This window comes from Pseudomonas sp. X4, assembly GCF_040784925.1.
In the GTDB taxonomy this organism is placed as follows: domain Bacteria; phylum Pseudomonadota; class Gammaproteobacteria; order Pseudomonadales; family Pseudomonadaceae; genus Aquipseudomonas; species Aquipseudomonas putida_Z.
In genome coordinates, this window is record NZ_CP160798.1 from 2,782,310 (window position 1) to 2,795,913 (window position 13,604).

The 13,604-nt window shown below is 63.9% G+C and carries 9 protein-coding genes; 4 read left to right on the plus strand and 5 right to left on the minus strand.

Annotated features, from left to right (window positions below):
- Positions 1 to 84 precede the first annotated feature (84 nt).
- The 4 genes from ABX298_RS12285 to creD all read left to right on the plus strand — a co-directional run bounded on the left by ABX298_RS12285 (position 85) and on the right by creD (position 4,469).
- The gene (locus tag ABX298_RS12285; protein ID WP_003257529.1) at positions 85 to 585 is read left to right on the plus strand and encodes an ATP-dependent zinc protease; all 501 of its coding nucleotides are present in this window, start codon (positions 85 to 87) and stop codon (positions 583 to 585) included.
- A gap of 240 nt (positions 586 to 825) precedes the next feature.
- Entirely contained in the window at positions 826 to 1,506 is a 681-nt protein-coding gene (gene creB / locus ABX298_RS12290; protein WP_317409836.1) for a two-component system response regulator CreB, read from the plus strand.
- Positions 1,506 to 2,942 (plus strand): two-component system sensor histidine kinase CreC, encoded by a 1,437-nt coding sequence (creC, locus tag ABX298_RS12295; RefSeq protein ID WP_013970529.1) that lies wholly within the window; start codon positions 1,506 to 1,508, stop codon positions 2,940 to 2,942. Before creB ends, creC begins: the two co-directional genes overlap by 1 nt.
- 198 nt (positions 2,943 to 3,140) lie before the next feature.
- Complete coding sequence (gene creD / locus ABX298_RS12300; protein WP_286100877.1) at positions 3,141 to 4,469, plus strand: cell envelope integrity protein CreD; 1,329 nt, start codon at positions 3,141 to 3,143, stop codon at positions 4,467 to 4,469.
- A gap of 183 nt (positions 4,470 to 4,652) precedes the next feature.
- Here creD and ABX298_RS12305 read toward each other — a convergent pair whose 3' ends face one another.
- The 5 genes from ABX298_RS12305 to aceE form a co-directional block, all read right to left on the minus strand.
- Entirely contained in the window at positions 4,653 to 5,276 is a 624-nt protein-coding gene (locus ABX298_RS12305; protein ID WP_367394440.1) for a glutathione S-transferase, read from the minus strand.
- 3 nt (positions 5,277 to 5,279) lie between these two features.
- Positions 5,280 to 5,948, minus strand: a complete 669-nt coding sequence (gene msrA, locus ABX298_RS12310; RefSeq protein ID WP_085664115.1) for a peptide-methionine (S)-S-oxide reductase MsrA — start codon at positions 5,946 to 5,948, stop codon at positions 5,280 to 5,282.
- A gap of 168 nt (positions 5,949 to 6,116) precedes the next feature.
- Positions 6,117 to 8,807 (minus strand): putative bifunctional diguanylate cyclase/phosphodiesterase, encoded by a 2,691-nt coding sequence (locus tag ABX298_RS12315; protein ID WP_367394441.1) that lies wholly within the window; start codon positions 8,805 to 8,807, stop codon positions 6,117 to 6,119.
- A 340-nt stretch (positions 8,808 to 9,147) separates the two neighbouring features.
- Complete coding sequence (gene aceF / locus ABX298_RS12320) at positions 9,148 to 10,791, minus strand: dihydrolipoyllysine-residue acetyltransferase (RefSeq protein ID WP_046614466.1); 1,644 nt, start codon at positions 10,789 to 10,791, stop codon at positions 9,148 to 9,150.
- A gap of 13 nt (positions 10,792 to 10,804) precedes the next feature.
- The gene (gene aceE / locus ABX298_RS12325) at positions 10,805 to 13,450 is read right to left on the minus strand and encodes a pyruvate dehydrogenase (acetyl-transferring), homodimeric type (protein ID WP_025337408.1); all 2,646 of its coding nucleotides are present in this window, start codon (positions 13,448 to 13,450) and stop codon (positions 10,805 to 10,807) included.
- Between the last annotated feature and the right edge of the window lie 154 nt (positions 13,451 to 13,604).

The following is a 13,604-nucleotide window of genomic DNA, read 5'->3' on the forward strand; positions in this document are numbered from 1 at the left end:
CACATTATGTTGGTTAGGCTTGTGACAGCGAACCTATCCTGCCAGTGCAGTCTAAGCACTGACCCTCCTCAAGGAAGCTTGCCTGTGAAACCTCTGCTTGCCCTGCTGTCGTTGTTGGCGCTGCCGGTCATGGCCGCCGAGCCCACAATCTATGGCCGTTACGAGAACATAGCCCTGCCCGAACTGGGCGAAACCCTGAAAGCCAAGATGGATACCGGTGCCTTCACCGCGTCGCTGTCGGCCAAGGACATCGAGCTGTTCACCCGTGATGGCGACGAGTGGGTACGCTTCCGCCTGGCCACCAAGGACTCGGACGGCAAGGTGTACGAGCACAAGGTCTCGCGCATCAGCAAGATCAAGGGCCGTGCCGATGAAGAGGAGGAAGGCGATGCGCCGGAAATCTCCAAGCGCCCGGTGGTCGACCTGGAGCTGTGCCTGGGGGACGTGAAGCGCACCGTCGAGGTCAACCTGGTGGACCGCAGCAGCTTCAACTACCCGTTGCTGGTGGGCTCCAAGGCTTTGCGCGAGTTCAAGGCGGCGGTCAACCCGGCCAAGAAGTTCACCGCTGGCAAGCCTGACTGCTGATCGCAAGCCACCTGTGCCGGCCTCTTCGCGGGCACGCCCGCTCCCACAGGGATGGCGCGTGACCTTGTGGGCTGCGCGGTACCTGTGGGAGCTGGCTTGCCTGCGATGGGCCGCATAGCGGCCCCACGATCTCAGCGCTGATGCAGAAATCGCCGGGGCCGCTCTGCGGCCCTTTCGCGACACAAGGCCGCTCCTACACAATAGTGCGTCGCCATAGATATCTGCACAGGCCCGGACGCCATGCCCCACATCCTCATCGTCGAAGACGAAGCCGCCATCGCCGACACCCTGGTCTACGCCCTGCAGGCCGACGGCCATAGCACCGAATGGGTAACCCTGGGCGGCGCCGCCCTCGACCAGCAGCGCCAGCGCCCGGCCGACCTGGTCATCCTCGACATCGGCCTGCCCGATATCAGTGGCTTCGAAACCTGCCGCCAGCTGCGCCGCTTCAGCGAAGTGCCGGTAATGTTCCTCAGCGCCCGCGATGGCGAAATCGACCGGGTGGTAGGCCTGGAAATCGGCGCAGACGACTATGTGGTCAAACCCTTCAGCCCGCGTGAAGTGGCGGCGCGGGTACGGGCGATCCTCAAGCGCATGGGCCCCAGGGTCGAGCCCGCTGTCGAGGCCACGCTGTTCCAGCTCGACACCTTGCGCATGCAGATCACCTACCGCGGCCAGCCACTCCCCCTTACCCGTCACGAATTCCGCCTGCTGCAATGCCTGCTCGAGCAACCGCAGCGGGTATTCAGCCGCGAACAGCTGCTGGACGCCGTGGGCGTGGCCTCTGACGTTGGCTACGAGCGCACCATCGACAGCCATATCAAGAGCCTGCGCGCCAAGCTGCGCCAGGTGGCCAGCGATGCCGAACCGATCCAGACCCACCGTGGCCTCGGCTACAGCTACAGCCCGGACCATGCCTGATGCGCCTGGGCATCCGGATCTTCCTGGTGTACTTCCTGTTCGTCGGGCTGGCGGGCTACTTTCTGCTCAACACGGTGCGCGAACAGATCCGACCGGTGGTGCGCCAGTCCTCGGAAGAAACGCTGGTAGACACCGCCAACCTGCTGGCCGAGATCCTGCACGATGACGTCAAGGCCGGCACCCTGAACCAGAGCCGCTTGCCCGAAGTGCTCAAGGCCTATGGTTCGCGCAGCCCGGGTGCGCAGATCTGGGGCCTGGCCAAGAACCAGGTCAGCCACCGCATCTATGTCACCGATGCCAAGGGCACCGTGCTGCTGGACTCCAGCGGCGAGGACCTGGGCAAGGACTACTCGAAGTGGAATGACGTGTACCTGACCCTGCGTGGCCAGTACGGCGCCCGCTCCACCCGCAGCGACCCCGACGATGAAAGCACTTCGGTGATGCACGTGGGCGCGCCGATCATCGACGATGGCAAGATCATCGGCGTGGTCACCGTGGCCAAGCCCAACAGCTCGCTGCAACCGTACATCGACCGCTCCGAACGGCGCTTGCTTACCCTGGGCCTGGGGCTGATTGGCCTGGGCCTGCTGATCGGTGCCGCGTTGTCGTGGTGGCTGGCGCGCTCGCTGCGCCGGCTGGCCCGCTACGCCCAGGCGGTCAGCGAGGGCGAGCGCGCCGCTCTGCCGCACTACAAGGGTGGCGAACTGGCGCACTTGGCCCAGGCGGTCGAGCGCATGCGCACGCAACTGGAGGGCAAGGCCTATGTCGAGCGGTATGTGCATACCCTGACACACGAGCTGAAAAGCCCGCTGGCGGCCATTCGTGGTGCGTCCGAGCTGTTGCAGGGCGATGATATGCCGGCTGACCAGCGGGCGCGCTTTGCCGGCAACATCGAGCGCGAGAGCGAGCGTTTGCAGCAGATGATCGAACGCCTGCTCAACCTGGCCCGGGTCGAGCAGATGCAGGCGCTGGAGGATGAGCAGCAGGTGGCGCTGGCGGCGTTGGTGGACGAGTTGCTGTTGGCCCATGCGGCGCGTATCGAAGGTGCCGATTTGCAGGTGCGCCAGCGGGTGCCGGCTGGTTTGCGCTTGTTGTGTGACCCATTCCTGATGCGCCAGGCGCTGGCCAACCTGCTCGACAACGCGTTGGACTTCACCCCGGAGGGAGGCGCGCTGTTGTTCGACCTGGAGCGCGATGGCGAGCGGGTGGCGCTGAGTGTGTTCAACCAGGGGCAGGCGATACCGGCCTATGCCATTGGGCGGGTGAGCGAGCGGTTCTACTCGCTGCCGCGGCCGGGGAGTGGGCGCAAGAGCACCGGGTTGGGGCTTAATTTTGTGGCCGAGGTGATGCAGCTGCATGGCGGGGCGTTGGCTGTGGATAACGTCGATGGAGGGGTGCGGGTGAGGTTGTGGCTGCCGGTGCGGCGTATCAGCTGACATTGCCGGGGCTGCTGCGCAGCCCAATCGCCGGCAAGCCAGCTCCCACAGGTTTTCGCAGGCCTCAGGCAATGTGCATAACCTGTGGGAGCTGGCTTGCCGGCGATTGGGCCCTTGAAAAACACACAATCTCCACACCATCTCCCCGAAGCCTCCACGCAAGGCGCAGACACTGCGCCCACTGCCACAGGAGGCCCCATGAACAAGACCCTCGGTTTCAAACTCGGCATGATCGCCGTATTGATCTTGCTGCTGCTCGTCCCGCTACTGCTGATCAGCGGCCTGATCGGTGAACGCCAGGCCCTGCGCGACAATGTGCTCCGCGATATCGCCCAGAGCGCCAGCTTTGACCAGCAACTCAGCGGCCCGCTGCTGGTGGTGCCCTACCGCAAGTACCAGCGCCGCTGGATCGAAAAGGACGGCGAGCGCACCCAGGAAACCAGCACCATTGCCGGCCACCTGTACTTCCTGCCGGAAACCTTCCACGCCGACCTGGGCGTGGACACCGAACTGCGCGCCCGTGGCATCTACCAGGCCCGGCTGTTCCACGCCAAGGGCCGTATCAGTGGCCGCTTCAAGCTCCCGGAACGTTGGGGTATCGAAAAGGACTTCGACGACTACCGCTTCGACAAGCCGTTCCTGGTGGTAGGCATCAGCGATATCCGCGGCATCGAGAACGGCCTGGAGCTGAGCATGGGCGAGCAGAAAGTGCCGTTCGAAGCCGGCACCCGGCTCGACTGGATGCGTGGTGGCGTGCACGCCAGCCTGCCGGGGCTGGACGGCCTGCAGGCGCGTGAATTCAGCTACGGTTTCGATCTTGCACTGCAAGGCACCGGCCAGCTGCACGTGGTGCCGGTGGGCCGCACCAGTGCCGTGGACCTGCGCGCCAACTGGCCGCACCCGAGCTTCGTCGGCAACTACCTGCCCAGTCGTCGCAACATCGACGCCCAGGGCTTCAGTGCCCACTGGCAGACCTCGTTCTTTGCCACCAACCTCGAAGACGCCCTGCGCCAGTGCGCCACCGCCGGGCAGTGTGCGGACTTCAGCGAGCGCAGCTTCGGTGTCAGCTTCGTCGACCCGGTGGACCAGTACCTGAAGAGCGAGCGGGCAATCAAGTACGCCTTGCTGTTCATCGCCCTGACCTTTGCCGGCTTCTTCCTGTTCGAAGTGCTGAAGAACCTCAGCGTGCACCCGGTGCAGTACATCCTGGTGGGGGTGGCGCTGGCGTTCTTCTACCTGCTGTTGCTGTCGTTGTCCGAGCACATCGGCTTTGGTTTGGCGTATGGGCTGTCAGCTTCGGCGTGTGTGCTGCTGATCGGCTTCTACCTGAGCCATGTGTTGCGCAGCCTGGGGCGTGGGGTGGGCTTTGCGGTGGGGTTGGCGGCGTTGTATGCGCTGCTCTACGGGCTGCTGAGTGCCGAGGACTATGCGCTGTTGATGGGCTCGTTGCTGTGCTTCGGCCTGCTGGGGGTATTCATGGTGCTGACCCGGCGGCTGGATTGGGCCCGGGTGGGGAGGGCGGCATGAGGGAGGATAGAGAGATCGGGCGGTGGCTGGCCCTCAGGATCGGGCAGCTGTTTCCTGTGATACCGAAGTGAGGCGGGGCTGCTTTGCAGCCCAATCGCCGGCAAGCCAGCTCCCACAGGTACAGCGCAGGATTCAAGAGCTGTGAGTACCTGTGGGAGCTGGCTTGCCGGCGATAGCGGCCCGTCAGGCTGTCGGTGCTGTTGCCACCATCGACGGCCGCTTGGCCACCTCGGCATACCACGCCGCCAATCCAGGCTGGTGTTCACGCCAGCCAAACTCTGGCTGGCGCAAATCCAGATACCCCAGCGCACAGGCCACGCCGATCGCTGCCAGGTCGAACCCGGACATCAACTCGGGCAAATGCTCCTGCTCCAGATTGGCCAGGCTACGGCGGATCTTGTCGCCCTGTGCCTGCAGCCAACCATTCCAGCGCTTGTCTTCAGGGCGCAGGAAGCTCTCATAGCGGCTCGACACCGCCGCATCCATGATGGCATCGGCCTGCGACACCAGTGTCATGCGCCGCCAGCGCGCCGAGCCTTCGCGCGGCAGCAGCGGCAGGCCGACGTGCTGCAGGTCGAGGTACTCGCAGATCACCCGGCTGTCATGCAGCACGGTGCCGTCTTCCAGGCGCAGGGCCGGGATCTTGCCGATCGGGTTGTCCTGGTTGAGCTGTGGGTCACCGCTGACCGGGCTGATGTTCACCGGCTGCAGCTGCACGCGCTCAAGCTGGCCAGTCTCGTGCAACACCACCATGACCTTGCGCACGAAAGGCGACAACGGCGAGTGGAACAGAGTCATCGTGCTCATGCTTCAGTTACCCTGCAGGCTCGGTGGCAGGCACACGCCGGTACCGCCGATACCGCAGTAGCCGTCCGGGTTCTTGGCCAGATACTGCTGGTGGTAGGCCTCGGCGAAGTACACGGTCGGTGCCTGGTCGATTTCGGTGGTGATCTCGCCGAAGCCGGCCTTGTTCAGTTCGGCCTGGAAGGCGTCGCGGCTGGCCTTGGCCTGTTCCAGCTGTTCAGGGCTGGTGCAGTAGATGGCCGAGCGGTACTGGGTGCCGATGTCGTTGCCCTGGCGCATGCCCTGGGTCGGGTTGTGCAGCTCCCAGAACATTGCCAGCAGCTCGCGGTAGCTGACCTTGTCCTTGTCGAACACCACCAGCACCACTTCGGTGTGGCCGGTCAGTCCCGAGCAGACTTCTTCGTAGGTGGGGTGGGGAGTGAAGCCGCCGGCGTAGCCGACCACTGTGCTGACCACACCTTCACGCTGCCAGAAGCGACGCTCGGCGCCCCAGAAGCAACCCAGGCCGAAGATGGCGAAGTCGATGGCGCCTTCGAAGAAAGGGCCGAGCAGCGGCGTGTCTTTGAACACGTAGTGGAACTCGGGCAGGCTCATTGGCGTTTCGCGGCCAGGCAGGGCCTGTTCCGCGGTTGGCATGACGTTTTTGTTCACCAGGATTTCCGAACGCAGGACCATGGCCGTTCCTCTGTGTTTATTCAGTTGGATAGGTGGTGGGGCCATCGCCGGCAAGCCAGCTCCCACAGGGATATCACAGATTTTGAGATATGAGCGGTCCCTGTGGGAGCTGGCTTGCCGGCGATAGGGCCCGAATGGGCTCTATAGTGCCCGAGGTTTGCGCGGCTGTCAGGCCACCGGGCCACGCGGATAGCGCTTCAGCCGTTCAGCCAGCTCGCGCCCCGGAATCGGCCGGTCGAACAGGTAGCCCTGGCCCACGTCGCAGCGGTGCCGGCGCAGGAACGCCAGCTGCTCCGGCGTCTCGATACCCTCGGCCACCACCTTCAGCTTGAGGTTGTGAGCCATGGCCACCACCGCCGAGGTGATTTCCATGTCGTCCTGGTTGTCCGGGATCTCGTTGATGAAGCTGCGGTCGATCTTGAGGATGTCGATCGGAAACTTCTTCAGGTAGCTCAGCGACGAATAACCGGTGCCGAAATCGTCCATGGCCAGGGTCAGGCCCAGTGCCTTCAGCTCATCCAGCTGGCGGTGGGTGTCTTCGGTGGCCTCCAGCAGCAGGCCTTCGGTCAGCTCCAGCTCCAGCAAGTGCGGGGGCAGGGCCTCTTCCTCGAGGATGGTGCTGATCGACGCCACCAGGTCCGGGTCGGAGAACTGCTTGGGCGACAGGTTGATGGCCACATGCAGGTTGCCCATGCCGGCCTCGCGCAGTTGCTGGCTCATGCGGCACGACTGGCGCACCACCCATTTGCCGATGGGGATGATCAGGCCGGTTTCTTCCGCCACGCTGATGAACTGGTCCGGGCGGATCATGCCGCGTTCGGGGTGGTTCCAGCGCAGCAGTGCTTCCAGCCCCAGCAGGCGGCCGCTGCGCAGGCACAGCTTGGGCTGGTAGAACACCTCCAGCTCGTTCTGGGTCAGGGCGCGACGCAGGTTGTTCTCGACGAACAGCTTGTAGCTGGCTTCGGCATTGAGCACTTCGGTAAACACCTGCACCTGGTGCTTGCCGTTGGCCTTGGCCTTGTGCAGCGCCAGGCCGGCGTTCTTCATCAGGCTGGCCGGGTCGGCGCCATGCAGTGGCGCGCAGGCCAGGCCCACCGAGGCGGTGACGTTGATCAGCTGGTTGTCGACGAACATCGGCTTGTCGAGGGTGCGCAGCAGTTGCTGGGCGACGCCCTGGCCATCTTCCAGGCTGGTGTCATCCAGCAGCACGGCGAACTCGTTACTGGCAAAGCGCGCCAGGATACCGCCGGTGTGCAGGCTGTTGCGCAGGCGCCGGGCCAGGCTGATCAGCAGCTTGTCGCCGGTCTGGTGGCCGAGGCTGTCGTTGATGCGCTTGAAGTTGTCGATGTCCACCAGCAGCAGGCACATCGAGTACTCGCCATCGCGGGCAAAGCGCTCGTCCAGGCTGCGGATGAACGCCGGGCGGTTGCCCAGGTTGGTCAGGTTGTCGGTGTAGGCCAGGCGCTCGATGCGCTGCTGGGCCAGCTTGGTCTGGGTGACGTCTTCGTAGATGCCGATGTAGTGGGTAAGTTCACGGTTGTCGCCGTATACCTTGGAAATCGACAGCTGGCCCCAGTAGGGCTCGAGGTTCTTGCGCCGGCTCTTGAACTCGCCCTGCCAGCTGTTGCCCATGGCCAGGCTCGACGGCGAGTCGAACAGCAGCTCGCTCAGGTTTTCCAGCGCCGGCAGCTCGCCCAGGTGGCGGCCTTGCACTTCCTCGGTGCTGTACTGGGTGATGGCGGTAAAGCTGGGGTTGACGTACTCCACCACACCGTCGCGGTTGACCAGCAGGAAAGCGTTGGCGCTCTGCTCGACCGCACGCTGGAACAGGTGCAGGGCGCTGGCGGCGGTGCGCCGGTTGTGGTTGGTGATGACCTGGGCGAACTGGTCGGCCAGTTCGCCGGCAAAGGCGATTTCGTCCGACTGCCAGGCCCGTGTCTGGCCGGTCTGTTCCAGGCACAGCACGCCGACTACCTGGCCATCGACACGGATGCTGGCATCGAGCATGGCCTTGTTTTCCGGGTACATACTTTGCGCCAGGGCGCGGGTGCGTGGGTCGTGGCCGGCATTGTGGGCGTCGATGGCGCGGCTGGCGTGCAGCGCGTCGAGATAATCGGGGAAGTGGCTGGCATCGATTGCTTCGGGCTGGCGGTGCTCTTGCGCGTCCCGGTACCAGGCGATTATCGGCTCCAGACGCTGGTCTTCCAGGTGCCAGATGCTGGCGCAGTCCACCTTGTAGATCTCGCAGGCGCTCTGGGTAATCAGCTGGGCGGCTTCCCGCAGCGAGTTCCCGGCGCTGTAGCGCTGGCGGGCCAGGCGCAGGATCAGGTCCTGTTGGCCACGTACCCGGTCCAGATGCTCGAGTTGTTCCTGCTGCGCGCGCTGGTTCAGTTGCAGGGCCAGTTGCAGGCGGTTGTTGCGCGATTCCAGGTCGCTGGCACCGGCTTCGCCAGTATCTTCAGCCAGGTCGTCGAGCACGCTCAGGTAACCGCGCAACAGGTGGCGGTTGTGCTGCTTGTAAGCTTCCCCAGCTTCCAGCAGGCGTAGCGATGCAGTTGGCGTGTGCAAGGTGTAGCGCACGCGGTAGTAGCCGCGCTGGGCCAGTTGCAGCTGGATCTCGTCGTGCAGCCGGTAGCGGGCCTCGGGTTCCATCAGGCTGGCATAGGGTGCGTCTACCAGGGCGCACAGGTCGCCGGCGTGCAGGCCGAACTGGCGCTCGCAGGCCGGGTCGAGGTAGAGCATGGTCCAGCTGGCTTCGTTGAGCCTTTCGAAACGCAGCATGCCGAGCCGCGAGGGCACGGGTAACTGCGTGACGACCTCGGCCGCCACACGGCTGGCGGCATCGGGTTGGCTTTTCATCGAAGACTCGCTTGAAGAGGAAACGCGGCCTTGGGGGCGGCAGGTCTGGCAAGGTTGCATCATGTCCCGGGGGCTGGCAAGCAGCCATGCGTGATGCTGTGTACGGGTTATCGGCTGGCGGGTGGGAATCTGTAGTCTGGCTGATAGTTCCGGGGCCGCTTTGCGGCCCATCGCAGGCGATCGCGGTACCTTGTAGGAGCGGCCTTGTGTCGCGATAGGAGGGCAAAGCCCTCCCGGCTTTCTCAAGGCAAAAAAAGCCCCGCCAATCGACGGGGTTGAGGTACGAGCGTGGCAGCTCGAAAAGGGTACTGCCCCTCGCGGGGAGGGGCAGTGGGCTGCCTTACAGCAGCATGGTGCGGATATCGCCCAGCACGTCGCCCAGGCGCTTGGTGAAGCGCGCGGCGGCAGCGCCGTTGATCACACGGTGATCGTAGGACAGCGACAGCGGCAGCATCAGCTTCGGCTGGAATGCCTTGCCATCCCAGACCGGCTGCATGGTCGCCTTGGAGACGCCCAGGATAGCCACTTCCGGCGCGTTGACGATCGGCGTGAAGCCGGTGCCGCCAATGTGGCCGAGGCTGGAGATGGTGAAGCAGGCGCCTTGCATCTCGTCGGCCGACAGCTTCTTGGTGCGGGCTTTTTCGGCCAGCGCAGCCGCTTCGGCAGCCAGTTGCAGCAGGCTCTTCTGGTCGACGTTCTTGATCACAGGGACCAGCAGGCCGTCCGGGGTGTCCACGGCAAAGCCGATGTGCACGTACTTCTTGCGGATGATGGCCTTGCCGCTTGGCGCCAGCGAGCTGTTGAAGTCCGGCAGTTCCTTGAGCAGGAAGGCGCAGGCCTTGAGCAGCAGTGGCAGCACGGTCAGCTTCACGCCAGCCTTCTCGGCCACGGCCTTCTGCGCAACGCGGAAGGCTTCCAGCTCGGTGATGTCGGCGGAGTCGAACTGCGTCACGTGCGGCACGTTCAGCCAGCTGCGGTGCAGGTTGGCAGCACCGACCTGCATCAGGCGGGTCAGGGCAACTTCTTCCACTTCACCGAACTTGCTGAAGTCCACGGCAGGGATCGGCGGGATGCCGGCGCCACCGGTTGCGCCAGCGGCTGCCGGTGCTTCCTTGGCCTTCTGCATCATCGCCTTGACGTAGACCTGCACGTCTTCTTTCAGGATGCGGCCGTGCGGACCGGTCGCGGCAACCGCGCCCAGGTCGACGCCGAATTCACGGGCCAGCTGGCGAACCGCCGGGCCTGCGTGAACCTTGGCGTTGCTGCCGGCAGCCGGTGCGGTAGCAACCGGTGCAGGGGCAGCAGCCGGGGCAGCAGCGGCAGGTGCGGCGGCCGGAGCCGCCTCAGCCTTGGCCGGGGCGGCAGCAGCGGCAGGTGCCGGAGCTGCAGCCGGGGCAGCGCCCGCGACTTTCAGCTTGAAGATCAGGTCGCCAGTGCCGACTTCGTCTTCCAGCTTGCACAGTACTTCTTCGACCACGCCGGCAGCCGGCGAAGGGATTTCCATGGAGGCCTTGTCGGACTCCAGGGTAATCAGCGACTGGTCGGCTTCGACGGTGTCGCCGACCTTGACCAGCACTTCGATGATCTTGGCCTTGCCCGACGAACCGATGTCCGGCACGTGGATGTCCTGCACGCTGGCGGCAGCCGGGGCCGCTGCCGGAGCAGGGGCAGGGGCGGCTTCGGCGGCCGGAGCCGGCGCAGCAGCCTGGGCCGGGGCTGCGGCCGGGGCCTCAGGGGCCGCAGCAGCGGCGCCCTCGGCTTCCAGGACCAGCAGCTCGTCGCCTTCTTTCAGGCGGTCGCCCAGCTTGACCTTCAGTTCCTTGATGACGCCGGCTTTCGGGGCCGGGATCTCCATGGAGGCCTTGTCGGACTCCAGGGTCAGTAGGCTCTGGTCAGCCTCGATACGATCACCGACCTTGACGAACAGCTCGATGATTTCACCTTCACCGCTGCCGATGTCAGGTACGCGAATGAGTTCGCTCACTTAAAAATACTCCTCAGCAGTCCAGTGGGTTGCGCTTGTCCGGGTCGATACCGAACTTGACGATAGCGTCTGCAACAACCTTTGGTTCGATCTCGCCGCGGTCAGCCAGGGCTTCCAGGGCAGCCAGCACCACGAAGTGGCGGTCGACTTCGAAGAAGTGACGCAGCTTCTTGCGGCTGTCGCTGCGACCGTAACCGTCGGTACCCAGGACCTTGAACTCTTTGCTCGGTACCCACTGGCGAATCTGCTCGGCGAACAGCTTCATGTAGTCGGTGGAGGCGATGACCGGGCCCTTGCGACCGTTCAGGCATTGCTCGACGTAGGTCTGCTGTGGCTTCTGGCCAGGCTTCAGGCGGTTGGCGCGTTCCACGGCCAGGCCGTCGCGACGCAGTTCGTTGAAGCTGGTGACGCTCCACACGTCGGCACCGACGTTGAACTCTTCACGCAGGATCTTCGCTGCTTCGCGGACTTCGCGCAGGATGGTGCCGGAGCCCATCAGCTGTACGTGGTGCGCGGCTTCGCGGGTGTCTTCTTCCAGCAGGTACATGCCCTTGATGATGCCTTCCTCGACACCGGCCGGCATGGCTGGCTGCTGGTAGGATTCGTTCATCACGGTGATGTAGTAGAAGATGTCCTGTTGCTCTTCGGTCATCTTCTTCATGCCGTCCTGGATGATCACCGCCAGCTCGTAGCCGTAGGTCGGATCGTAGGTGCGGCAGTTCGGGATGGTGCCCGCCATCATGTGGCTGTGACCGTCTTCGTGCTGCAGGCCTTCACCGTTCAGGGTGGTACGGCCGGCGGTACCGCCGATCAGGAAGCCACGGGTGCGGCTGTCGCCAGCGGCCCAGGCCAGGTCGCCAATACGCTGGAAGCCGAACATCGAGTAGAAGATGTAGAACGGCAGCATCGGCTGGTTGTGGCAGCTGTACGAGGTACCGGCAGCGATGAACGACGACATGGCGCCGGCTTCGTTGATGCCTTCCTCGAGGATCTGGCCCTTCTTGTCTTCGCGGTAGAACATCACCTGGTCTTTATCGACTGGCTCGTAGAGCTGGCCGACCGACGAGTAGATGCCCAGCTGGCGGAACATGCCTTCCATACCGAAGGTACGGGCTTCGTCCGGGATGATCGGGACGATGCGCTGGCCGATTTCCTTGTCCTTGACCAGCTGCGCCAGAATACGCACGAAGGCCATGGTGGTGGAGATTTCGCGGTCGCCCGAGCCGTCCAGGATCGCTTTCAGCGTTTCCAGTGGCGGGGTCGGTACGCTGAAGCTCTTGGCGCGGCGCTGTGGCACGAAACCGCCCAGGGCAGCACGGCGCTCGGCCAGGTACTTGGCTTCGGCAGAACCTTCTTCCGGCTTGAAGAACGGCAGGTTCTCCAGGTCGGCATCCTTGACCGGGATGTCGAAGCGGTCACGGAAGTGACGCAGGCTGTCGACGTCGACCTTCTTGGTGTTGTGCGCGGTGTTCTTGGCTTCGCCGGCACCGGTACCGTAACCCTTGATGGTCTTGGCCAGGATGACGGTAGGCTGGTCCTTGTGGTTGACCGCCTGGTGGTACGCCGCGTAGACCTTGTACGGGTCGTGGCCGCCACGGTTGAGCTTCCAGATCTCTTCGTCGGACAGGTCTTCGACCATGGCCTTGAGCTCTGGGGTGTTGAAGAAGTTCTCACGAACGTACGCGCCGTCTTTGGCTTTGTAGTTCTGGTACTCGCCGTCGATGACTTCGTCCATGCGGCGCTGCAGGGCACCGTTGGTGTCCTTGGCGAACAGTGGGTCCCAGAAACGGCCCCAGACGACCTTGTTGACGTTCCAGCCACCGCCACGGAACACGCCTTCGAGTTCCTGGATGATCTTGCCGTTGCCGCGAACCGGGCCGTCGAGGCGCTGCAGGTTGCAGTTGATGACGAAGATCAGGTTGTCCAGCTTCTCGCGGCCGGCCAGGGCGATTGCACCCAGGGATTCCGGCTCGTCGCACTCGCCGTCGCCCATGAAGCACCAGACCTTCTGCTTGCCGGCCGGGATGAAGCCGCGGGCTTCCAGGTACTTCATGAAGCGTGCCTGGTAGATGGCCTGGATCGGGCCCAGACCCATCGAAACGGTCGGGAACTGCCAGAAGTCAGGCATCAGCCATGGGTGCGGGTACGAAGACAGGCCGTTGCCGTCCACTTCCTGACGGAAGTTGTTCATCTGGTCTTCGTTGATGCGGCCTTCCATGAACGCACGGGCGTAGACGCCTGGCGAAGCGTGGCCCTGGAAGAAGATCAGGTCGCCACCGTGTTCTTCGGTCGGGGCCTGGAAGAAGTAGTTGAAGCCGATGTCGTACAGGGTGGCGCTGGAGGCGAAGCTGGAGATGTGTCCGCCCAGGTCCGAGTCTTTCAGGTTGGTACGCATGACCATGGCCAGGGCGTTCCAACGCACCATCGAGCGAATGCGGCGTTCCATGAACAGGTCGCCAGGCATGCGTGCTTCGTGGGTGACAGGGATGGTGTTGCGGTATGGCGTGGTGATCGCATACGGCAGCTGGGAGCCACTACGGGTGGCCAGCTCGCCCATACGGGTCATCAGGTAATGAGCGCGGTCTTCGCCTTCTTTGTCGAGGACCGACTCCAGGGCATCCAGCCATTCCTGGGTTTCGATTGGATCGAGGTCTTGCATGGCTTGCTCCAGGGCGGAAAGGCAACCAGAATCGATTGCCTGAGATTGCGACTGGCCTTATGGGCAGACGTCGTGAATTCTTGGATTACCGGGGTGTCCTCCGGCGCCGTGTAGTTTTACTACATTTGCTTTCGCATTTCATGCTTTTACACGA

Bases quoted from the DNA above. Each gene is read 5' to 3' on its own strand.
- creB (WP_317409836.1), top strand. From the start codon at position 826: ATGCCCCACATCCTCATCGTCGAAGACGAAGCCGCCATCGCCGACACC.
- creC (WP_013970529.1), top strand. From the start codon at position 1,506: ATGCGCCTGGGCATCCGGATCTTCCTGGTGTACTTCCTGTTCGTCGGG.
- creD (WP_286100877.1), top strand. From the start codon at position 3,141: ATGAACAAGACCCTCGGTTTCAAACTCGGCATGATCGCCGTATTGATC.
- ABX298_RS12305 (WP_367394440.1), bottom strand. From the start codon at position 5,276: ATGAGCACGATGACTCTGTTCCACTCGCCGTTGTCGCCTTTCGTGCGC.
- msrA (WP_085664115.1), bottom strand. From the start codon at position 5,948: ATGGTCCTGCGTTCGGAAATCCTGGTGAACAAAAACGTCATGCCAACC.
- ABX298_RS12315 (WP_367394441.1), bottom strand. From the start codon at position 8,807: ATGAAAAGCCAACCCGATGCCGCCAGCCGTGTGGCGGCCGAGGTCGTC.
- aceE (WP_025337408.1), bottom strand. From the start codon at position 13,450: ATGCAAGACCTCGATCCAATCGAAACCCAGGAATGGCTGGATGCCCTG.